Raw genomic sequence first — 21,402 nt, forward strand, 5'->3', positions numbered from 1 at the left:
GTGGTCCAATCGGAAACGCTCCGCCTGTGGACAACGGCCGACGATCAAGGACGGGTCATGCGGAGCACGTCAAGCAGCGAGTCCAGTTGATCTTCGGTCAGGGCGCCGGATGAGACATGGCCACGAGCGACGACCACCTCGCGGATGGAGGAACCGGAAGCCAGGGCCTCCTTCGCGATCGCGGCGGCCTCGTCGTACCCGAGGTAGCGGTTGAGGGGTGTGACGATCGACGGCGAGCCCTCGGCGTACCCCCGGGTGATCTCCTCGTTGACCTCCAGGCCGTCGATGCAGCGGTCGGCGAGCATGCGGGCCGCCGAGGCCAGCAGCCGGATCGACTCCAGCAGGTTGCGGGCCATCACCGGCAGCATCACGTTGAGCTCGAAGTCACCCTGCGTGCCGGCGAACGCCACCGCCGCGTCGTTGCCGATGACCTGGGCGCACACCTGGCGGACCGACTCGGGCACCACCGGGTTCACCTTGCCCGGCATGATCGACGAGCCCGGCTGCAGGTCGGGCAGCCGCAGCTCGCGCAGCCCCGCCCGCGGCCCCGAGCCCATCCAGCGGATGTCGTTGACGATCTTGTAGAGGCCGACCGCGACCACCCGGAGCTGGCCGGACGCCTCGACCAGCGCGTCCCGGGCACCCTGGGCCTCGAAGTGGTTGCGGGCCTCGGTCAGCGGCAGGCCGGTCATCTCCTTGAGCGTGGCGATCACCGCGGGCGCGAACCCGGGCGGCGTGTTCACGCCGGTGCCCACGGCCGTTCCGCCCAGCGGCAGCTCGGCCAGCCGGGGCAGGGTGTCGGTGAGCCGGTCGATGCCGTACTGCACCTGGGCGGTGTAGCCGGAGAACTCCTGGCCCAGGGTGACCGGGGTGGCGTCCATCAGGTGCGTACGCCCGCTCTTGACCACCTCGACCCAGGCGTCGGACCTGGCCTTGAGCGCGGCGGCCAGGTGGTCGAGGGCCGGGATCAGGGTGGCCGTGATCGCCTCGGTGGCGGCCAGGTGGATCGACGAGGGGAAGACGTCGTTGCTCGACTGGGAGGCGTTGACGTGGTCGTTCGGGTGAACCGGGTGGCCCAGCTCACGCGCGGCCAGCGAGGCGATCACCTCGTTGGCGTTCATGTTCGACGACGTGCCCGAGCCGGTCTGGAAGACGTCGATCGGAAACTGGTCGTCGTAGCCGCCCGCCGACACCTGCGCCGCGGCCGTCGTGATCGCCTTGGCCAGCTCGTCGTCGAGCACCCCGAGGGTGGCGTTGACCTGGGCCGCGGCCCCCTTGATCTGGGCCAGCGCCTTGATGTGGGCCGGCTCCAGGCCACGCCCGGAGATCGGGAAGTTCTCCACCGCGCGCTGGGTCTGTGCCCGCCAGAGGGCGTCGGCCGGGACCCGGACCTCGCCCATCGTGTCCTTTTCGATGCGGTATCCGCTCTCGTCAGTCGTCACCCGTCATTCGTACACCGCAGTGGACGCGCGGGACGACGGAACGTACCGTGGGCGAGCGTTTGGACCGCCTACTGAACAGGATCTTCGTGATGCGACGCGCTCTGTTGGCCATCGTTACGGGAGGTGCTCTGGTGGCGCTGACCGCCTGTGGCAGCGACGCGGAGAACAACGCCTCGACCGCTGCTCAGAACATCCCGGCGCCGCCCCCGACGGCCGAGTCGACCTACCAGGCGCCCGACTGGTCGGCGAACACCAAGCAGGTCTGCGACAAGGTCGCGGCCATCTACTCGGACGGTTTCGCCGGCTTCTCCACCCAGCTGGGCAAGATGATCGCCAACAAGGAGGCCAAGCAGGCCCCCGGGGCGACGGCGGCCCAGAAGGCGGCCGGCGAGGAGCTCAAGAAGGTCGGCGCGCAGATCAAGAAGGAGGTCGCCGCGGCACAGGACCCCAACCTCAAGGCCGCCGGCGAGCAGAGCGCGACCAAGGTCACCGGCAGCGCGACCGACAAGGCCTTCTTCGACTCGATCAAGACCACCAAAGACCTGAACGCCAAGATCGAGACCAAGATGCTCGACTGGATGAACCCGGTCACCGGGTATTGCGCCTAATACCAAGATCAATTCTTGGGTACGCCCACGTCAGGCCCTGTCCCCACACCGCGGCCTGACCGATCCGCCCAGGCCGTGCCGCGTCCGCCGGTCGTGACGGATCCGTCCGGCTCAAACCAAGACCCGCGTCAAGCGTCGTTGATGACGTTGAGCACCTCACGCGCCGCGAACACGCGCCCGTGCCGTCGGCCCGTCCGCTCCTCGAGAATTCCCAGTTGGACAAGACGTCTGATCGCCGTGTTCGCGGCCTGGTACGAGACCCCGTACCTTTCGGCGGTCGGCGTCGCCGTGATCATGGGGTACCCGAACAGATCCTCGACGATCCGCACGGCCACACCTCGGACGTCGGCCTCGATCAACCGTGTGAGCGCCCCGTCCCGCCAGTCATGCAAGGCGTCGATCTTCTCCACCCCCCGAACAGCCTGCGCCCGTACCGCCTCGGCGAAGAAGCGGATCCACGGTTCGAAGTCGCCGGTGGCGCTGACCGCCAGCAAATGATCCTGGTACTGGCGCCTTCTGCTCTCGAGCCAAGGCGAGAGATTCAGCACCGGCACGCGAAGCTCGCCTCGATGAGCGAGCTGCAACACGCAGACAAGCCGGCCAAGACGGCCATTGCCATCGTTGAACGGGTGCAGGGTCTCGAACTGGTAGTGGCCCAGAGCCATCTTGATGACCAGGTGGAGGGTGTCCTCGGCGCTGAGCCAGGCCGCCCAGGCGTCGATTCCGGCGCGCAGCTGGTCGCCCGGAGGCGAAGGGACAAAGCGGGCCTCGTCGACCCGTCCGCCGCCGCCGCCGATGAACACCTGGGTGGTTCGGATGCGACCGGCGTCTTGCGAATCCCCCCGGGTACCTCGTACCAGGATCTTCTGCAGCTGCTCCAACATCCCGACCGTGATCGGCTTGTCCTTGATCCACTCGAACGCGAGCTCCGCGGCCTCGACGTAGTTGTGAACCTCGGCGACCGACGCGGTGAGCTGATTCCGTTGGAGAAAGTCGGCTTCGAGCACGTCATCGAGCGCCGCGTACGTGCCTTCGAGCGCCGACGTGCTGACCGCTTCCTGCCGGATCGCCGGACGCGCCAGGAGCCCAGGGTTGGGTAACCGGAACGCCGCCTGGTCGAGACGAGCGACAGCGACCGCCGCGTCGGTGACCGCCAGGTAGGTCTCCTGGGCCAGGTCGAGTTTGGTCGGCAGCGGGTCGGGGATGAACGCCGAGCACTCGTAGTCCTCACGGAACCGCGAGTCCCATCCGGTGATTCGGACAAGAGACCCGACGGGTGACGATCGGAACATAGCGGCATCCATGAATTAAAGTAAATCACGTAAAACTTGAAAACCTAGGGCCGCTTTTCAAGTCCGCGTACATGACACGCGGCCGAATGAAAGTTTTTCCTCGGAAACTTTAAATTACACAGGTGGTTTTCAACCACGCTCCGTGAGCGTCAGGGGCGGGTGCCGACCTGGAGGACGGTCTTCGGGCGAGTGACGTCGGCGAAGAAGTCGTGGCCCTTGTCGTCGACGACGATGAAGGCGGGGAAGTCTTCCACCTCGATCTTCCAGACCGCTTCCATGCCCAGCTCGGGATATTCCAGCACCTCGACGTGCCGGATGCAGTCCTGGGCCAGGCGCGCGGCCGGCCCGCCGATCGAGCCCAGGTAGAAGCCGCCGTGGGTCTGGCAGGACCGGGTCACCTGGGTGGACCGGTTGCCCTTGGCCAGCATCACCATCGAGCCGCCGGCCGCCTGGAACTTCTCCACGTAGGAGTCCATCCGCCCGGCCGTGGTCGGCCCGAACGAGCCGGAGGCGTACCCCTCGGGGGTCTTGGCCGGGCCGGCGTAGTAGACCGCGTGGTCGCGCAGGTACTGCGGCATCGGTTCGCCCGCGTCGAGCCGCTCGGCGATCTTGGCGTGGGCGATGTCGCGGGCCACCACCAGCGGGCCGGACAGCGACAGCCGGGTCTTCACCGGGTACTTGGACAGCAGCGCCCGGATCTCGTCCATCGGCTGGTTGAGGTCGACGCGGACGACCTCTTCGCTGTCGGGGACGATGTCGGGCAGGAAGCGCGCCGGGTCGGTTTCGAGCCGCTCCAGCCAGACGCCGGACGGGGTGATCTTGGCGAGGGCCTGCCGGTCGGCCGAGCAGGAGACGGCGATCGCGACCGGGCAGGACGCGCCGTGCCGGGGGAGGCGGATCACGCGTACGTCGTGGCAGAAGTACCGGCCGCCGAACTGGGCCCCGATGCCGAAGTCGCGGGTCAGTTCGAGCACCGCCGCCTCGAGCTCGACGTCGCGGAATCCGTGCGCCGCCATGGTGCCGTGCCGGGGCAGGTTGTCCAGGTACTTCGCGCTGGCCAGCTTGGCCGTCTTCAGCGCGTACTCGCCGCTGGTGCCGCCGATCACGACGGCCAGGTGGTACGGCGGGCAGGCGGCGGTGCCGATCAGCCGCAGCTTCTCGTCCAGGAAGGCCATCATCCGCGCCGGGTTCAGCAGCGCCTTGGTCTCCTGGTAGAGGTACGACTTGTTGGCCGAGCCGCCGCCCTTGGCCATGAACAGGAACTTGTACGCGTCGGGCTGCCCGCCCGGGTCCTCGGCGTACAGCTCGATCTGGGCCGGCAGGTTGGAGCCGGTGTTCCGCTCGTCCCACATGGTCAGTGGCGCGAGCTGCGAGTAACGAAGGTTCAACCGGGTGTACGCCTCGTACACCCCGGCCGCGATGGCCTCCTCGTCACGACCGTCGGTGAGGACGTGCCGCCCGCGCTTGCCCATCACGATCGCGGTGCCGGTGTCCTGGCACATCGGCAGCACCCCGCCGGCCGCGATGTTGGCGTTGCGCAGCAGGTCGAGGGCCACGAAGCGGTCGTTGGGCGACGCTTTCGGGTCGTCGATGATCGAGGCGAGCTGGGCCAGGTGGGCAGGCCGCAGGAAGTGCGCGATGTCATGCATCGCCTCGGCCGTGAGCAGGGACAACACCTCGGGCTCGACGGTCAGGAAACGTCGCTTTCCGGGCCCCTCGACAACGTCCACACCCTCGTCGCTGACCAGTCGGTAGTCGGTGGTGTCGGCACCGACCGGCAGCAAGGGCGCGTAGGTGAAGGAGCCGGAGCTGTTCATGAGCGGCAAGCCTAAATCAGTGTGTACGGAAGCTGCGCACGACCCGGGATATCGAATCGATCACCGATACGGAAGGTAGGCCATGTCACGCCCGTCGACCACGATCAGACCCTCCGCGCCGGTGGCGAAGACCGAGGCTTCGGTACGGGCGTCGACCAGCACCCGCCCGCCGGTCGGCGACAGCGCGGTGATACGTCGCGGCGAGGTGTTCACCACGATCGCCGCGTACGGGGTGAGCGCCGCCGACGCCCCGTTGTTGACGCCGCGCCGCCAGGTGACGTCGCCGGTGCTGAACGACCGCCCGCTGAGCGTCTTCCGGTCGGCGCTCCGGACGATCGCGTGCGCGTCGTCGACCGCCAGCACGTCCTGGTCCTTGGCGCCGTACCAGAGCCGCCGCCCGTCGTGCGCCGCGATCAGCTCCTCGCGGCCGACCGGGTCGACGCCGAGGACCACGTCGTCGCCGCCGGCCGGGTCGCGGTCCTGCTTGCAGGACCCGCCGTTGCCCGCGGTCCGCAGGTTGAGCCCGTCCCGGCGCCACACCACGCCGGACGGCGGATCGGTGGCGATCACGCTGTAGTAGCAGGTGCCGTCGCCGGCCTCGCCGGTGACGGTGAGCACCCGCCCGCCGACGACGGTGACCCGTTCGGTGGGCTTGGGTGTCACGGTCTGCACGACCTTGCCGGTGGCGGTGTCCACGATGCGCACCCGGCCGCCGTCGGCCAGGCCCATCAGCCCGGGCAGGTAGGGCCGGCCGGCCGCCTGGTCGTCCACTTGCGACGCGGTCAGCGGGTGGGTGTCCGGCAGGTCGGGGTTGGCCGCGTCCAGCACGAAGCCGATGCCGCCGGTGCCGACCGTCCACAGCGGACGAGATCCGCGCGGGTCCCAGGCCGACAGCTCGCACTCGCCGCCCTTGACGCAGCGCAGGTCGATGATCGCGTCCCGGTAGGCCCACACCGCGGTGGCCGCGTTGTCGCTGCGCCGGACGGCTCCGCTGCGCGGGTCGAGCACCTGGTAGCCCTTGGTGAGCAGCTTGCCGGTGACGACCACGGCGTCCGAGCCGTTGCCCGCCACCGACGCCCAGTCCGCGTCGGACTGCCACAGCTTCACGCCGGCGCCGAGCCCGTACGCCTCGACCCGGGTGCGGTATTCGACGATGGCGGCGTCGCCGGCGATGGTCACGCCGGCCGGCGAGCCGCTGAGCTTGACCTGCCACGACGAGGAGCCTTCGGCGACCGGGCCGGCCGCGGTCACCCAGTCCCAGACCTGTGGCCAGGGGTTGAAGACCCGGGTGAGGGCGAGCACGACGAGGCCGACGACGATGAAGATCGCGATGTACCCCCTCGGGGTGCCGCCGGAAGCCACAGCACACGCTAACGAGATCGACGAGTCTCGTCCGTGAGGCCGGAAAGGCCCGTGTCGTCCCGATAGCTACCGCTTCGCGGCCGCTCTTTCTGGTTGAGGGCGCTGCGCGGCCGCTCTTTCTGGTTGAGGGCGCTGCGCGGCCGCTCTTCTGGTTGAGGGCGCTGCGCGGCCTCCAAAACCAGAGGCATGATCCGGTACGGGATGAGCTCCGCCAAAGCGATGATGGTGGCCGCGCGCAGGATGCCCTCGTAGTTCAGGATCCGGTCGATCACCCGCTGGAGGTCGGTGTTGGACCGGGCCACCACGCGACACAGCATGTCCCCGCTGCCGGTGATGGTGTGCACCTCGAGCACCTCCGGGATGTCGGACAGGTGGCCGGCGACCGCGCTGTGCCCGTACCGCTGACTGATCTCGAGGGTGACGAAACTGGTCACCCCGAAACCGATCGACGCGGGCGCGACGTCCGGACCGAAGCCGCGGATCGCGCCCCGCGCGATCAGCTTGTCCAACCGGGCCTGGACCGTGCCGCGAGCGACCGAGAGCCGCCGCGACAGCTCGAGGACGCCGATCCGCGGCTCGTCCCGCAGCAGCGTCAGGAGCCGGGCATCAACGTCGTCGAGCTGCACATCCTGACCAGTCACGATCCTCACCCACTCTACGAATTGCGCAGGTTGACCAGCAGAAACTACAACTATTGCTCAACTGCGGGCGGTGAGACGACCATCACGACATGACGCAGATGATGGAAAGCGCGACCCCGACCGCCGACGTCTTCCCCGTCCAGGGCGTCGACCACCTCCAGTTCCTCGTGGGCAACGCCAAGCAGGCGGCCCACTACTACTCGACCGCGTTCGGCATGACCTGCGTGGCCTACCGCGGCCCCGAGAACGGCTACCGCGACCACGCCGAGTACGTGTTGACCAGCGGCTCGGCCCGGTTCCTGATCACCGGCGCGGTGCACGCGGGCGCGCCCGGCGCCGATCACGTCGCCGCGCACAGCGACGGCATCAAGGACATCGCGCTCGCCGTGCCCGACGTCGACAAGGCGTACGCCCACGCGACCGCGGCCGGCGCCCGTGGCGTCACCGAGCCCTACGACGTCAAGGACGAGCACGGCACGGTCCGGATCGCCGCGATCGCCACCTACGGCGACACCGTGCACACCCTGATCGACCGGTCCGGGTACGACGGCCCGTTCCTGCCCGGCTTCGTGACCCGCGGCCCGATCGTCGACCGCAGCGCCGCGATCGAGGCCGGCCTCCAGCCCAAGCGCTACTTCCAGGCCGTCGACCACGTGGTCGGCAACGTCGAGCTGGGCCGGATGGACGAGTGGGTCGAGTTCTACCGCCGCGTCATGGGCTTCACCAACATGGCCGAGTTCATCGGCGACGACATCGCCACCGACTACTCCGCCCTGATGAGCAAGGTGGTCGCGGACGGCACCCGCAAAGTCAAGTTCCCGCTGAACGAGCCGGCCGTCTCGCAGCGCAAGTCACAGATCGACGAGTACCTCGAGTTCTACGGCGGCCCCGGCGCCCAGCACGTGGCGGTGGCCACCAACGACATCCTGCGCAGCGTCGACGCGATGCGCGCGGCCGGGCTGGAGTTCCTGGACACGCCCGACTCGTACTACGACGACCCCGAGCTGCGCGCCCGGATCGGCGAGGTCCGGGTGCCGATCGAGGAGCTGAAGAAGCGCTCGATCCTGGTCGACCGGGACGAGGACGGCTACCTGTTGCAGATCTTCACCAAGCCGGTGCAGGACCGTCCGACGGTGTTCTTCGAGCTGATCGAGCGGCACGGCTCGCTCGGTTTCGGCAAGGGCAACTTCAAGGCGCTGTTCGAGGCCATCGAGCGGGAACAAGAGCTGCGCGGAAACCTGTAACACTGTGCCGGTGACTTACCAGCCCTACCCGCCCTACCAGGGCCCGCAGCAGCCGGCCTACCGCCCGCTGCCGCAACCGATGAGCCCGGGCGGGCAGCCGCTGGCCGACTTCGGCACGCGACTGCTCGCCTACCTCATCGACGGCGCGCTGGCCTACGCGGTCATCCTCGTGGTCTCGGCGCCGTTCTGGATCTGGATCATGATGAGCTGGATGGACACCATCCAGTCGACATACGCCGACGAACCCGACTTCGTCGGCGACCTCGTCGGCCCGCTGCTCCTGCTGGAACTCGGCCTGATCCTGTTCGTGCTGGTGGCGTACTGGTTCTACCACGTCGAATACATGCACCGATCCGGCCAGACCGTCGGCAAGAAGCTGATGAAGCTGCGCGTGGTGCCGATCGACCCGAACGCGCGGCTGACCCGCGGGATGGCCGCCAAGCGCTACGTGGTCGAGATCCTCGGCGGGGTCATCATCCCGTTCTTCAGCTATCTCGACGGACTGTGGCAGCTGTGGGACAAGCCGTACCTGCAGACCCTGCACGACAAGTTCGCGCAGACCGTCGTGGTAAAGGTTGGCCCATGAGTTCGCTGCCCGCCGGCTGGTACAAGGATCCGGCCGACCCCGAGACCCAGCGCTACTGGGACGGTGAGGGCTGGGTCGGCAAGGCCATCCCGGCCGACGCCACGCCGCCGGAGGGCCCGCCGCCGCCCGAGCCGGAACCGGCCCCACCGGTCACGGCGCTCGCTCCCGGCGCGCCAGGCGCGAAGGCCCCGGCGGGCGCGCCGGCCGCCCCCGACCCGAACAAGATGCCCGACTTCCCGCAGACCTGGACGCCGCCGCCGGGCTACCCGCCCCCGCCGCCCGGCTGGGCGCCGCCCCCCGGGTGGGCGCCGCCGCCCGGCTCGGGCTGGGTCGTCCAGGCCCGGCCACACGGGTTCGCGCTCGCCGGGATGGGCCGGCGGCTGGTCGCCCGGCTCGTCGACGTGTTCGCCGTCTTCCTGCTGAACGTCCTGGTCAACGGCTGGTTCGCCTACCAGTTCTTCCTCGAGTTCGTGCCGATGTACCGGGCCGCGATGGCCGACCCGTTCGGCGAGCAACCCGATCCCACCGCCCGGTCCGAGGCCCTGCTCTGGGCCATGCTGATCATCGCCACGCTGCTCTGGCTGCTCTACGAGGCGCCGGCCATCGGCTCCCGCGGCCAGACGCTCGGCAAACGTCTGGTCGGCATCAAGGTGATGGCGGTCGAGAACACCGAGCCGCTCGGCTTCGGGCGGGCGTTCCGGCGCTGGGCCCGGCTCGGGCTGTTCACGCCGTTCTGGGGCTGCGCCGGCCTCGGGCTGCTGGTCCAGCTGGTCGACTCGCTGTCGCCGCTGTTCGACCTGCAGCTCCGGCAGGCCCTGCACGACAAGACCGCGCGTACGGTCGTCGTCGCGCTCCCGCCCGACCACCGGCCGACCGCCTCGGCCACCACCTCGTCGTCCGGTCAGGGCGGCGGTTCCTCGGAAGGACAACCGCGATGACCCGGCTCACCCGTGCCGACCTCGACGCGCTGCCCAGCTACGTGCCCGGCCGCAGCGTCGCCGACCTGGCGCGCGAGCTGGGCATTGCCGAGGCGATCAAGCTGGCCAGCAACGAGGTGCCGTTCGGGCCGCTGCCCGGCGTGGTCGAGGCGGTGGCCGAGAGCATGCTCGGCTCGCACCGCTACCCCGACATGGGCGTGGTCGACCTGCGCGACCGGCTGGCCCAGCGGTACGCCGTGGCCGCCGACCGGGTGGTCACCGGCTGCGGCTCGGTGGCGCTGGCCGAACACCTGATCAAGGCGACCAGCCTGCCCGGCGACGAGGTGGTGTACGCCTGGCGCTCGTTCGAGGCGTACCCGATCATCACGGCCACCGCGGGCGCCACCTCGATCCGGGTGCCGAACACCGCCGACCACGGCCACGACCTGGCCGGGTTGAGCGCGGCGATCACCGACCGCACCCGGGTGGTGATCGTGTGCAACCCGAACAACCCGACCGGCACCTCGGTACGCAAGCCCGACCTCGACCGCTTCCTCGACGACGTGCCGTCGGACGTGGTCGTGGTGCTCGACGAGGCGTACCGCGAGTTCGTCACCGACGAGCAGGTGCCGGACGCGCTGACCACCTACGCCGATCGGCCGAACGTGGTCGTGCTGCGTACCCTCTCGAAGGCCTGGGGTCTGGCCGGGCTGCGGATCGGCTTCCTGGTGGCCCAGCCCGAGGTCGCCGCGGCCGTCCGCAAGGTGGTGACGCCGTTCTCGACCAGCCTGGTGGCGCAGGCCGCGGCGATGGCCGCGCTGGACCAGGAGGACGAGGTACGCCGCCGCTGTGCGCTGGTGATCGCCGAGCGCGACCGGGTCACCGAGGCGACCCGCAAGCTCGGCGTGGACGTGCCGTCGTCACAGTCGAACTTCATCTGGCTGCCGCTGGGCTCGGGTGCGGCCGCGTTCGCCGCCGCCTGCGAGAGCCGCGGCGTGATCGTGCGGGCCTTCCAGGGCGACGGCGTCCGGGTCACCATCGGCACCCCCGAGGAGAACGACGCCTTCCTCACGGCCGCCGAGGCCGCCCTGGCCAGCTGATTGCGCCGGCGGCTGCGCCTCGCTACCCGGCCTTCGTGGCCGTGAGCCGGCCGGTCCGGGCGCCGCGGAACATGGCCTCGGGGTCGGAGAAGTCGGCGGTCACGGTGTGGAGAACGCCGTCCGGGCTGAGCACGCAGTCGAAGGCGCCACGGTCGAAGGTGACCGTCTGGGCGATCTCGCCGCCCTCGAGGACGCGGCGGCAGTGCCGGCCGGGCACCGAGGCGTACCAGATGGCGCCCTCGGCGTCGAAGCAGAGGCCGTCCGGGGCGTCGCCGGGCAGCTCGGCCCAGACCCGGCGGTCGGTCAGGTTGCCCTCGGTGGTGATGTCGAAGGCGGTCAGGCGCTCGCCGTGCGACTCGGCGACGACCAGCGTGCCGCCGTCCGGGCTGACCGCCATGCCGTTGGGGAAGAGCAGGTCACCGGCCACCCGGCGGACCTCACCGGCCGGCGTGATCACCGCGATCAGGCCGGGCGCCGGCTCGCCGCCGGGAAAGTCGTACCCGATGTTGTTGGCGAAGACATGGCCGCGCGGGTCGACCGCGATGTCGTTCCAGGCGTGCGGCGCGACCGCCCCGGTCAGGTCGGCGTGGGTGGTCTGCTCGCCGTCCGGCGCGATCGCGAGCAGGCGCTGGTGCGGGCCGTTGGTGCTGACCATGCGCCCGTCCGGCAGCCAGTCGAAGCAGAACGGCAGGCCCTCGACCCGGGCGGCGACCCGCGGTTTCCCGTCGACAACCTCAACAACCTCACCGGCTACCCAGTCGGCGAACCACACTCTGCCGCCGTGCCACCGAACCGACTCCCCGAGCACGATCCCGTCCAGAACCACGTCAACCGACATGCTCAGAAGCCTATGCGGCGGCTGCGGCTTCGACCTGGACGGATCGGTCACGACCGGCGCTCGCGGCACGGCCGGGACGGATCGCTCAGCCCGCGGAGCGGGGACAGAGCTCTGGTGTGGGCGTACCCAAATCGATCTTGGTTTGGGCGCAGAAACCGTGACACGCTGAGAAGGGCGGCTCAAGCGTCGGATATGGCGGACAGCAGCGCCTCACGGATCGAGTGGAGGCCCGCGTCGAGGGCGCCGAGCAGGACGGCGTCGTCGTCGATGGTGGTCACCGCGATCTGCGCCTGCAGCGGCTCGTTGCGCTGCATCGCGCCGGCGACCGCGTCGCACAGCGCCTCGCCGCCGGCCTGCGCCACCTCGCCGGCCAGCACCACCAGCGGCGGGTCCAGCACCGCGATCACCGCGGCGAGCCCGACCGACACCCGGTCGGCGAGCTGGCTGAAGAACTGGGTGTGGTCGGCCCGCCGCGCGGCGGCGTAGGACACCACCTCGGGCGGGGTCGCGCCGGGGATGCCGTGCTCGCGGGCCAGGTCGAGCACCGCGGCGCCGCCGACCAGGTCCTGCAGGGCGATCTTGCTGTGCGCCGAGTCCGGCGCGTACAGCGGCATGTAGCCGATCTCACCGGCGCCGCCGCGCGCGCCCCGCATGAGCGCGCCCCCGATGTCGATCGCGAGACCGAGGCCGTCCTGGCCGAGCCAGAGCAGCGCGAAACCGTCCGCGCCCTGCCCGACCCCGCGCCGGCGCTCGGCCACCGCGGCCAGGTTCACGTCGTTGTCCACGTCGACCCGGGTGCCGAACCGGGCGGCGATCTCGGGCACCAGCCCGCTGCGCCCGAAGCCGGGCACCTCCACGTGGTGGATGGTCTCGGTGCGCGGATCGTAGGAGCCGGCCACACCGAGCTGGATCTGCCGGATCCAGGAGGCCGGCGCCCCGGTCTCGGCCCGCAGCCGGGACACCACGGCGGCCAGCGCGTCGACCGGGTCGGTCTCGAGGAAGTCGACCCGCGACTCGACCCGGCCCCGGACCACGCCGGTCAGGTCGCACACCGCGGCGGCCAGCGACGGGGCGCCACTGGCGCCGATGTCACGCACAGAGATGGCGACCGTCCACGCGGCGTCCGGGTTGGCCGAGTAGACCTCGGCGTTCGGGCCCGGCCGTCCGCTGTTGTGCCCGACCACCGAGACCAGTCCGGAGCCGACCAGCCGGCGCAGCACCTCGGAGATCGTGGGGGTGGACAGCGCGGTCAACTTGCGCAGGTCGGCCCGGGTCAACATGCCCGGGTCCAGCAGATACGCGAAGGCCGCGCTCTCATTCATGGCACGCAGGAGTTTCGACGAACCCGCTGGTCGCGACAACCGAATGCTCCCCTGTGCACTGCGAAGACACCTGAACAGTTGTCACGGAACGTAGGCGCGGGACGCATCAGTGTCAAGCGATGTCGGTTCTTCCAAGACATTGACAACTGGGAATTGATAAAACAGATTAACTGACATAGCGTTACCCTCCCCATCAACATGAGGAGCGCTCATGTCCATCCCCAGGGCCGCGTTCGCGGCCGCAGCAGGTGTGCTCATCAGTGCCGGTGGCGTCGTCATCGGCGTCCTCCCGGCCAGCGCGGCCGGCGCCGGGCCGATCACCGGGCTCGCCGGCAAGTGCGTCGACGTGGCCGGCGCCTCCAGCGCCAACGGCACCGCGATCAACCTCTACACGTGCAACGGCACCACCGCGCAGACCTGGACCGTCGGCAGCGACATCCGGGCGCTGGGCAAATGCCTCGACGTGACGGCCGCGGGCACGACCAACGGCAGCAAGATCCAGCTGTACGACTGCAACGGCACCGCCGCGCAGGCGTGGACCGCCGAGAGCGGCCGGCTGCGCAACACCGGCTCCGGCAAGTGCCTGGACGTCACCGGCGGCAACTCGGCCGACGGCACCCGCCTGCAGATCTGGACCTGCGGCACCAGCGCCAACCAGCAGTGGACACTGCCCGGTGGCGGCCAGAACCCGCCACCGGCCGGCAGCCCGCTCGACGACCCGGCCAAGAAGGAGGTCGCGATGAAGCTCGTCAGCGCGGCCGAGAACTCGTCGCTCGACTGGCGGGCCCAGTTCAAGTACATCGAGGACATCGGCGACGGGCGCGGCTACACCGCCGGGATCATCGGCTTCTGCTCCGGCACCGGCGACATGCTCGAACTGGTCGAGCGCTACACGTCCACCAAGCCGAACAACGTGCTGGCCAAGTACCTGCCGGCCCTGCGCCAGGTGGACGGCACCGACTCGCACGCCGGGCTCGACCCGAACTACCCGGCCGACTGGCGCAGCGCCGCCAACGACTCCGTCTTCCAGGCCGCGCAGGAAGCCGAACGCGACCGGGTCTACTTCAACCCGTCGGTACGCGACGCCAAGAACGACGGCGTCCGCGCCCTCGGCCAGTTCGCCTACTACGACGCCGCGGTCATGCACGGTTACGAGGGCATGCGGTCGATCCGGCAGGACGCGCTGCGCCGGGCCACCCCGCCGTCCCAGGGCGGCAACGAGACCACCTGGCTGAACGCGTTCCTCGACGCGCGGGTGGCCGAGATGAAGAAGGAGGAGGCGCACTCGGACACGTCCCGGGTGGACACCGCGCAGCGCGTCTTCCTCAACAACGGCAACTTCGACCTGAACACGCCACTGGTGTTCGCGGTCTACGGCGAGCAGTTCCGGATCGACTGATCTCGCACCAGTCAACCGTCCTGACGGACGCTGTTGAACAGGGCTCACAGCGTCCGTTAGGTTCGGTTCGTGTCGTCGATGGTGCCTCCGCTCTTGGCCGGGCTGGTCGATGACTCCGCACTGCTCCAGCCCGGGCCGGCCACCGTCGCCGACACCACCGCCGGGTTCCGCGAACACCACGCCGCCTGGTACGGCGAACTGGTCGGCTCTCTGCTCGTACCCTCATCGCTTCTGGATCTTGACGTTGACCCACCCGGCCTGCCGGTCGGCGTGATCAACGACGCCGCCGTCACCGCCCTGCCGACCGCGGTGGCCAAGCTGCGGGCCGGCGGCGCGGCGGTTCGCTCGATCGAGTCGGCGGTCGCGCGGCGCGGCGAAGATCCCCAACCCGGCCTGGCTGAGCTGCGCACCTTGGCCGCCGGAGACAAAGACCTCGAGGTGTACGCCGAGATCCCGCTGAGCTGGGGCCTGCTCGGGGCGCTGGACGCGGTGGCCGCGATGCGCGCCGACGGCCTGCGGATCGCGCCGAAGTTCCGGGTCGGCGGGCTGGCCGCCGAGCTGTTCCCCACCCCGGTCGAGCTGGCCGCGGTGATCTGCGCCTGCCGCGACCGTGACCTGCCGTTCAAGCTGGCCACCGGCATCCGCCACGCCCTCCGGCACACCGACCCGGAGACCGGCTTCACCCACCACGGCTTCCTCAACGTGCTGGTGGCGGTGCTGCTGGCCGGCGACGGTCAAGAGGTCGCCGAGGTGGCCGAGGCGCTGGGCGCGACCCATCCCGTGCCGCTGGTCGAGCCGGCCCGCGCCCGCCGCGACGAGACCCGGCCGCTGTGGGCCGGCTTCGGCGTCGCCACCATCGTCGAGCCCCTGACCGAACTGGTCCGGCTGGGCCTCATCAACGGCGGCTACCAGTAACCCCTGTTCGATACCTTGCGGTTGCCCGTATTTTGTACTCGGGAGGTCACGCAATGTCGACAGTCGCGGTGACGCGCCTCATCGAGGCGCCAATAGCAGAGGTCTGGCGCGTCTTCACGGATCTGCCCGGCCGCGCGGCCTGGCTGTCCACGGTCACCGCGGTCGAGGTGCAGACCCCGGCGCCGTTCGGGCAGGGCACGGTCTGGCGTGAGACCCGCACAATGCCCGACGGTGGCGAGATCACCGAAGATTTCTTCGTACGCTCGTGTGCCGCGCAACGCGAGTTCGTGGTCGAGTCGCCCGGCATCGGCGCCGACTACCGCATGACGTACACGTTCGTCCCCGTGCTGGAGGGCAAACACCGCGGTGGCACGATGGTCACCGTGGTGCAGGACGGCAATCCGACGGCGCCGGCCGGCCGCTTGCTGGCGCTGGTCTTCGGCGGCCTGGCCGCCCGCACGCTCGAGGGCGCGCTGCGCCGCGACCTGGACGACCTGGCGGCCGCCGCTTGACGCTGGCGCGGTCGCTGGTGGCCGTGGTGCTGGTGGGGGTCACGGGACTGATCGGGTGGCGGGTGCTGCGTCCCGCCGAACTCTCCTCCGCCGGCGCCGTCCCGGCCGCCGTCCCCGCCCAGCCCGGCCTGACCGGGCGCATGTCGGTGGTCCCGCTGCTGCTCGACGGCCAGTTCCGGGTCTTCGTGTCGCGACGGCAGGTCCGCGCGGACGGACCGGTCTCGGCCAAGACCGCACGCACCCCGTTCTGGTCCCTCCGCCGCTGGCCGGCGTCGGTCAGCGGCGTGGTCACCTCCGGCCCGACCGTGGTGAGCCGCTGGTCCGACGGCGTGGTGATCGCGGTCGACGGGCGGACCGGCCGGCACCTGTGGCGCGCCTCGGTCCCGTCGGCCCCCGCCTTCTCCGACGCCCGGACGGTCCTGTGGTCGCCACCGGACATGTTCGCCGCCACCGACGTGGCCATGTTCCGCGCCGACGGCCAGGTCCGGGCCTTGTCCCTCACCACCGGCGCGCTCGCCTGGACCGCATCGTGCCCCGCCCCCGCGTTCGCGACCCCCTTCGAGATCGCCTGCGGCCCCACCCTGCTCGCCGCCTCAACCGGCACTCCCGTGGCGACGGGCCCGTTCACCGGCGTCGAGTGCCACGTGGGTTGCCTGGCCGCACGCGACGCCACGGGCCACGTCTGGCGGGCCGGCCGCCCCATCTCCTATCCGCCGCCCCCACCCGGCAACATCCTGCTGGGCACCGCCGCGGGCGTCTCCTACGAACTCACCCCTGCTCGCCACCTGCTCGCCCGCGACCTGACCACGGGCGCTCTCCGTGGTGATTTCGCTCTCGCCTTCCCGAACGACCCGACCACCTGGACCCCGCGCGGCTGGCAGCTCGCGGCCGGCTACCTGGCCATCGACCGAGGCCCCACCTTCACCCGAGACCAGATCCTGATCGCCAAGCTCCCCTAGACACCTTCAGGCCATCGGCGCCGGCACCCGCCTGGTCGCCTGGTCCTCCACCCGTGACCAGCGCGAGCGATGCCGGCTGGACGAGCGTCGGTGCAGACCTCGACCCGGAAGGCTCTCCAGTGCCTGTGGACAACCACCCGAATTGACCGTCGCGGGCGGTACATTTGCGGCCCACCCAGTGCCGGGGTGGGGGAGGCGGCGGCTCGTCGCGCAGCGCAACCCACCCACCACCCAGGTGGGCCCGGGTCCGGGGGATGTCAGCGAGCGATGCGAGCGTCAGCGCGCCGGGCAGCGTGATGTCTGGGCGCCGGCCGGCAGGGCCTCGTTGCGGCGCATACGGCGAGCACAACCGTGGCCGGCTCGGTCAGAGGCAGGTCGAGAACCGGGCGAGCGTCAGCGCCGGATCAGCGTGATCGCTTCGGCGACCGCCGCCACGACCATCGCGGCCACCAGCGGAATCAGGCCGCCGACCAGCGCGTACCCCAGGATGATCAACGGTGCCACGAGGGCGGCGTAGGCGGCGACGGCCAGGGGCGGCTCGTTGCGGCGCAGGCGGGTCAGGGCGGCGGCGGCCGGCTCGGTGAGGCGGCGGGTCAGCCAGACCAGCAGGGCGACGAACAGGATCACGCTGATCAGGCCGGCCCACACCCGGGACGCGCCGGGGCTGGCCTGGGCCATCAGCGCGGTCAGCAGAGCCGACACCAGGACGCCGTTGCTGCCGTACAGGATGGTCTGGCGCACCGCGTCGCGTGAGTCGGCGGACGGGTCGAGCACCGGACGGCTCGGCCGGCTCACCGGCTCTTGGAAGGCCTCGCCCTTCAGGCCGGCCGTGGGGTCGTATGCGGTCGGCTCGGGCTCGGGGCGGTCGGGCGCCGGGTAGGGCCGCGGCAACTCGGTCGGGGCCGGCGGTGACGACGACGGCGCCGGCGGGTCGATCGCGACCTCGTCGGCCAGCCCTTCCAGTGCCTGCGCCCACCGGCGGCGTTCCAGCCGCACGATCCCGACGTCGCGCTGGGCGTCCCCGATCGCGTCATCAAGATCGAGGGCTTCCGCGTACGCCCGCTGGGCCAGATCGAAGAGCCGGAGCCGGGCGGCCACCACCGCGAGCACCAGATGTGCCTCGGCCTCGGTGGGGGCGGCCCGCACCCCGTTCCAGGCGGCGTTGAGCGCGTCCTGCCCGTTGCGTGACTCGCTGAGCAGCGCCGCCCCGGTGCGCTGGGCGTAGGCGTCGGTCGGCCAGCGGGTGAGGATCTCGGACGCGACGCGGGCGGCCTCGCCGTACCGCCGGTTGTCGGTGAGCGCCATGGCCCGCACCACCAGGCCGGGCAACGTCTCGGTGGTCGCCGCCACGGCCCGGTCGGCCGCGACCAGCGCCTCGGCCGGCTGGTCGGCCACCAGGTGCACCCGGGCCAGGGTGGCCAGCAGGTCGGCGTCGTCCGGCGCGTCGATCAGCCCGGCCGCGACCTCGGCCGCCGCATCGTCGTATCGCCCCAGATCAGCGAAGAGCAGCGCCCGCTGCCGATATTCCTCGGGCGTGGTCTCGGGCTCCGACGGACTGGCGGTCACGCCCCGAGGGTATGCGACCAACCTGAATGCCACCGACCCGCCCGGGAGTCAGGAGGCGGGTGGGAGGACCAGGGCCGCCGCGGTCGCCGCGAGCCCTTCACCGCGGCCGGTCAGGCCGAGCCCGTCGGTGGTCGTGCCCGACACGGTGACCGGGGCGCCCGCCGCATCGGAGAGCACCCGTTGGGCCTCGTCGCGGCGCGGGCCGATCTTGGGGTGGTTGCCGATCACCTGGATCGAGATGTTCAGCACGGTGAAGCCGGCCGCCACCAGCCGCCGGGCCGCCTCGGTGAGCAGCGTGACGCCCGCGGCGCCGGCCCACTCGGGGCGGGAGATGCCGAAGTTGCTGCCCAGGTCGCCCAGCCCGGCCGCGCTGAACAACGCGTCGCAGGCCGCGTGCGCCGCCACGTCGCCGTCGGAGTGGCCGGCCAGGCCGACCTCGCCGGGCCAGTGCAGCCCGGCCACCCAGCACTCCTCGCCGGCCTGGAAGGCGTGCACGTCGGTGCCGAGTCCCACCCGGGGATAGATCACCCCGACACCCTATGGGCCAGCAGCGCCTCGGCGATGATCAGGTCGATCGGCCGGGTGACCTTGAGGGCCAGCTCCGAGCCCGGGATGCAGGCGACCGGGATGCCGGCCTTCTCGGCCAGCCCGGCGTCGTCGGTCAGCGGGTCGCGGGCGGCCGCATGCGCCGCCGCCAGCACCTCGTGGGCGAACCCCTGTGGCGTCTGCACGCTGCGCAGCACCGAGCGGTCGACCGTGCCGAGGACGACGGCGTCGGGCGACACTTCTTTGATGGTGTCGACGACCGCGAGCACCGGGATGACCGCGGGGTGGCCGGAACGCACCGCGGCGGCCACCGACTCGACCAGGTCGGGCGGGGTGAGGGCGCGCGCCGCGTCGTGGACCAGGACGATCGGGACGCTCGCCGGCACGGCGGCCAGCGCGCGCCCGACCGATTCCTGGCGCTCGGCGCCGCCGGCCACGACCGTCACCGGCGCGATCGGAGCGAGCAACTCCGTCACCGCGTCGACGTCGGCCGCGGGGGCGGCGACCACGATCATGCGTACGCTCGGCGCGGCCGCGACCCGGCGCACCGCATGGACCAGCAGAGGTTCCCCGGCGAGCAACCGCAGCGCCTTGGGCCCGCCCGGACCAAGGCGAACGCCGGCGCCCGCCGCGGGAACGAGGACCGCGACGTCACCCCGAGCATTGAGCTGCGCGGTCACGTCGCGGTCCTTCTCAGGTGGAGCTTGTGGGCGGTGTGCGGATCAGGCCTCGGTGAGGACCTTGTCGAGGAGAACTTCCGCCTCGTCCTTGGTGCTCTTCTCGGCGAGGGCCACCTCGCCGACGAGGATGTCGCGGGCCTTGGCGAGCATGCGCTTCTCCCCAGCCGACAGGCCACGCTCGCGCTCACGACGCCAGAGGTCACGAACGACTTCGGCCACCTTGAGCGGGTTGCCGGAGGCGAGCTTCTCGAGATTGGCCTTGTAACGCCGCGACCAGTTGGTCGGCTCCTCGGTGTGCGGTGCGCGGAGGACGTCGAAGACCTTGCCCAGGCCTTCCTCGCCAACCACCTCACGCACGCCGACGATCTCGGCATTCTCAGCGGGCACGCGGACCGTCAGGTCGCCCTGGGCAACCCGAAGGACGAGGTACAGCTTTTCCACGCCCTTGATAGTTCTAGTCTCGATTGCCTCGATGAGTGCGGCCCCGTGGTGGGGGTAAACAACGGTCTCGCCGACACTGAAAACCATAGGTTCGAAACCCCTTTCGCTGTGTCTAGGGTAACACGCCCAGGCGGCGATGTCTCACCCTGCCCGTGACTGTTAGTGCAGCTCAGAGGCCCTGTGACGGGCCTTTCTACCGCTTGACATGCGGGCGTTGAGCTGCCTGCGTCACTCAGCGTGAGGGGAGGGTTACGACTCCATAGATGGAGTCGTAAATGTCGGAACCGGTGGCTTTGCGAGGTCAAGCTTATCGCTGGGGTCCGGAACCGCACACTACTGGCGTCCCGGCTCCGCTTGAGAGAGGCTTGCAACAAGTCCTCGAACGGCGCATGTGGTCGATCTGGGGGGAGGGTGAACCATGGGCAGCTTCAATGACAGCGGCGGCGATTTCGCGCGCGACGGCGGCTCCCCGGACGACCTTCCCGAGCTCCCCGAAGAGTGGGGCGTCATCGTCATCCCCGACGATCTCTCCGAGCTTGCCGACGAGGTCAGGGCGGTGCGGGCCGAGCTGGCGATCTCCGCGCCCTATTCCCGCTGGGAACGGTTCAAGGTCCGGCCGGGGGTGCGGCGGCTGCGCCGAATAGCCAACGCCGGCCTTCGCGCGCCCGTGCTGATCATCTCGATGGCCATGCTCGTCACGGTGGCGAGCCTGTTCGCGTCGGCGTGGCCCGGGCCCGGCCGGTCGCCGGCCACCCAGCGCACGGCCAACAGCACCGACGATCGCGGCGACACGCTGCCCGCCCTCGAGCTGCTCGGCCCCGACGGCAAGACGGTCGCGCTCCGTGGTCAGCTACCGGCGGTGATCCTGCTGACCGATGGTTGCGACTGCACAGACCTGGTCACCGACACCATCGCCGCGGTGCGTCCCGAGATCGCGGTGGTCACGGTGAGCGCCATCCGCCCCAGCCAGGGCACCACGCCGCCGACCGGGGCGACGCCGCAGGCGCAGGGCAAGACGGTGCGTGAGCTGCGCGACCCGACCGACGGGCTGCGCCGGCACCTCCGGCTGACGGCGCCCGACGGCACCGCGGCCGCGGTGCTGGTCAACCGGGGCGGCGAGATCATCCGCACCGAGGCGCGTACCAAATCGGTCGAGGTGTTGAAAGCCGACCTGGCCCGGCTCTGAGCTGACAGCCGCCGGCGAGAGGCTGCGCC

The 21,402-nt window shown here is 70.7% G+C and carries 20 protein-coding genes and 1 pseudogene; 10 read left to right on the forward strand and 11 right to left on the reverse strand.

What is annotated here, in order from left to right:
• Window positions 1-44: 44 nt before the first annotated feature.
• Window positions 45-1,442 (reverse strand): class II fumarate hydratase, encoded by a 1,398-nt coding sequence (locus AB0M54_RS04215; protein WP_364468996.1) that lies wholly within the window; start codon window positions 1,440-1,442, stop codon window positions 45-47.
• A gap of 131 nt (window positions 1,443-1,573) precedes the next feature.
• Here AB0M54_RS04215 and AB0M54_RS04220 point away from each other — a divergent pair, with 131 nt between their 5' ends.
• Window positions 1,574-2,050 carry a hypothetical protein gene (locus AB0M54_RS04220; RefSeq protein ID WP_364468998.1) on the forward strand — a complete coding sequence of 159 codons (477 nt, stop codon included), beginning with the start codon at window positions 1,574-1,576 and terminating at the stop codon, window positions 2,048-2,050.
• 128 nt (window positions 2,051-2,178) lie between these two features.
• Here the strand turns inward: AB0M54_RS04220 and AB0M54_RS04225 are convergent, their stop codons facing one another.
• The 4 genes and pseudogenes from AB0M54_RS04225 to AB0M54_RS04240 form a co-directional block, all read right to left on the reverse strand.
• Window positions 2,179-3,354, reverse strand: coding sequence for a Fic/DOC family N-terminal domain-containing protein (locus tag AB0M54_RS04225; RefSeq protein WP_364469000.1), 1,176 nt, complete (start codon window positions 3,352-3,354; stop codon window positions 2,179-2,181).
• Between the two features lie 137 nt (window positions 3,355-3,491).
• Complete coding sequence (locus AB0M54_RS04230) at window positions 3,492-5,159, reverse strand: fumarate hydratase (protein WP_364469002.1); 1,668 nt, start codon at window positions 5,157-5,159, stop codon at window positions 3,492-3,494.
• 60 nt (window positions 5,160-5,219) lie between these two features.
• Window positions 5,220-6,521 carry a hypothetical protein gene (locus AB0M54_RS04235; RefSeq protein WP_364313276.1) on the reverse strand — a complete coding sequence of 434 codons (1,302 nt, stop codon included), beginning with the start codon at window positions 6,519-6,521 and terminating at the stop codon, window positions 5,220-5,222.
• Window positions 6,522-6,697: 176 nt separating this feature from the next.
• Window positions 6,698-7,165 (reverse strand): annotated as a pseudogene (locus tag AB0M54_RS04240) (Lrp/AsnC family transcriptional regulator); the annotation flags it as partial.
• A gap of 86 nt (window positions 7,166-7,251) precedes the next feature.
• Between AB0M54_RS04240 and hppD the strand changes: the two are divergent.
• The 4 genes from hppD to hisC are packed head-to-tail and all read left to right on the forward strand — an operon-like array spanning window position 7,252 to window position 11,009.
• Window positions 7,252-8,406: a 4-hydroxyphenylpyruvate dioxygenase gene (gene hppD, locus AB0M54_RS04245; RefSeq protein ID WP_364469004.1), complete on the forward strand. Its 1,155-nt coding sequence runs from the start codon at window positions 7,252-7,254 to the stop codon at window positions 8,404-8,406.
• A gap of 10 nt (window positions 8,407-8,416) precedes the next feature.
• On the forward strand, window positions 8,417-8,992 hold the full coding sequence (locus tag AB0M54_RS04250; protein ID WP_364313272.1) for an RDD family protein: 576 nt from the start codon (window positions 8,417-8,419) through the stop codon (window positions 8,990-8,992).
• Window positions 8,989-9,930 (forward strand): RDD family protein, encoded by a 942-nt coding sequence (locus AB0M54_RS04255; RefSeq protein WP_364313269.1) that lies wholly within the window; start codon window positions 8,989-8,991, stop codon window positions 9,928-9,930. The genes AB0M54_RS04250 and AB0M54_RS04255 overlap by 4 nt, the downstream gene beginning before the upstream one ends.
• Window positions 9,927-11,009 carry a histidinol-phosphate transaminase gene (hisC, locus tag AB0M54_RS04260; RefSeq protein WP_364469006.1) on the forward strand — a complete coding sequence of 361 codons (1,083 nt, stop codon included), beginning with the start codon at window positions 9,927-9,929 and terminating at the stop codon, window positions 11,007-11,009. Before AB0M54_RS04255 ends, hisC begins: the two co-directional genes overlap by 4 nt.
• A 22-nt stretch (window positions 11,010-11,031) precedes the next feature.
• On the opposite strand, the gene AB0M54_RS04265 is transcribed toward hisC, so the two are convergent.
• Both AB0M54_RS04265 and AB0M54_RS04270 read right to left on the reverse strand, forming a co-directional pair.
• Window positions 11,032-11,847, reverse strand: a complete 816-nt coding sequence (locus tag AB0M54_RS04265; RefSeq protein ID WP_364469008.1) for an SMP-30/gluconolactonase/LRE family protein — start codon at window positions 11,845-11,847, stop codon at window positions 11,032-11,034.
• A gap of 179 nt (window positions 11,848-12,026) precedes the next feature.
• Window positions 12,027-13,169, reverse strand: a complete 1,143-nt coding sequence (locus tag AB0M54_RS04270; protein WP_364469010.1) for an ROK family transcriptional regulator — start codon at window positions 13,167-13,169, stop codon at window positions 12,027-12,029.
• A 211-nt stretch (window positions 13,170-13,380) separates the two neighbouring features.
• On the opposite strand from AB0M54_RS04270, the gene AB0M54_RS04275 reads away from it, so the two are divergent.
• The 4 genes from AB0M54_RS04275 to AB0M54_RS04290 all read left to right on the forward strand — a co-directional run bounded on the left by AB0M54_RS04275 (window position 13,381) and on the right by AB0M54_RS04290 (window position 16,954).
• Window positions 13,381-14,568: a chitosanase gene (locus AB0M54_RS04275; RefSeq protein WP_364469012.1), complete on the forward strand. Its 1,188-nt coding sequence runs from the start codon at window positions 13,381-13,383 to the stop codon at window positions 14,566-14,568.
• A gap of 69 nt (window positions 14,569-14,637) precedes the next feature.
• Window positions 14,638-15,483, forward strand: coding sequence for a hypothetical protein (locus AB0M54_RS04280; RefSeq protein ID WP_364469013.1), 846 nt, complete (start codon window positions 14,638-14,640; stop codon window positions 15,481-15,483).
• A gap of 53 nt (window positions 15,484-15,536) precedes the next feature.
• Entirely contained in the window at window positions 15,537-15,995 is a 459-nt protein-coding gene (locus AB0M54_RS04285) for an SRPBCC family protein (protein ID WP_364313256.1), read from the forward strand.
• The gene (locus AB0M54_RS04290) at window positions 15,992-16,954 is read left to right on the forward strand and encodes a PQQ-binding-like beta-propeller repeat protein (protein ID WP_364313253.1); all 963 of its coding nucleotides are present in this window, start codon (window positions 15,992-15,994) and stop codon (window positions 16,952-16,954) included. The genes AB0M54_RS04285 and AB0M54_RS04290 overlap by 4 nt, the downstream gene beginning before the upstream one ends.
• Window positions 16,955-17,347: 393 nt before the next feature.
• On the opposite strand, the gene AB0M54_RS04295 is transcribed toward AB0M54_RS04290, so the two are convergent.
• From AB0M54_RS04295 to AB0M54_RS04310, 4 genes are read right to left on the reverse strand one after another with little or no spacing between them, the layout of a single operon-like run.
• Window positions 17,348-18,520 (reverse strand): hypothetical protein, encoded by a 1,173-nt coding sequence (locus tag AB0M54_RS04295; RefSeq protein WP_364313250.1) that lies wholly within the window; start codon window positions 18,518-18,520, stop codon window positions 17,348-17,350.
• A 48-nt stretch (window positions 18,521-18,568) separates the two neighbouring features.
• The gene (ispF, locus tag AB0M54_RS04300) at window positions 18,569-19,048 is read right to left on the reverse strand and encodes a 2-C-methyl-D-erythritol 2,4-cyclodiphosphate synthase (RefSeq protein ID WP_364313248.1); all 480 of its coding nucleotides are present in this window, start codon (window positions 19,046-19,048) and stop codon (window positions 18,569-18,571) included.
• Window positions 19,045-19,746 carry a 2-C-methyl-D-erythritol 4-phosphate cytidylyltransferase gene (gene ispD / locus AB0M54_RS04305; protein ID WP_364313245.1) on the reverse strand — a complete coding sequence of 234 codons (702 nt, stop codon included), beginning with the start codon at window positions 19,744-19,746 and terminating at the stop codon, window positions 19,045-19,047. Before ispD ends, ispF begins: the two co-directional genes overlap by 4 nt.
• A 42-nt stretch (window positions 19,747-19,788) precedes the next feature.
• Window positions 19,789-20,274, reverse strand: coding sequence for a CarD family transcriptional regulator (locus tag AB0M54_RS04310; RefSeq protein ID WP_184988251.1), 486 nt, complete (start codon window positions 20,272-20,274; stop codon window positions 19,789-19,791).
• 331 nt (window positions 20,275-20,605) lie between these two features.
• On the opposite strand from AB0M54_RS04310, the gene AB0M54_RS04315 reads away from it, so the two are divergent.
• On the forward strand, window positions 20,606-21,373 hold the full coding sequence (locus tag AB0M54_RS04315) for a hypothetical protein (protein ID WP_364313241.1): 768 nt from the start codon (window positions 20,606-20,608) through the stop codon (window positions 21,371-21,373).
• The last annotated feature ends 29 nt before the right edge of the window (window positions 21,374-21,402 follow it).

The organism is Actinoplanes sp. NPDC051470 (genome assembly GCF_040682035.1).
In the GTDB taxonomy this organism is placed as follows: Bacteria; Actinomycetota; Actinomycetes; order Mycobacteriales; family Micromonosporaceae; genus Actinoplanes.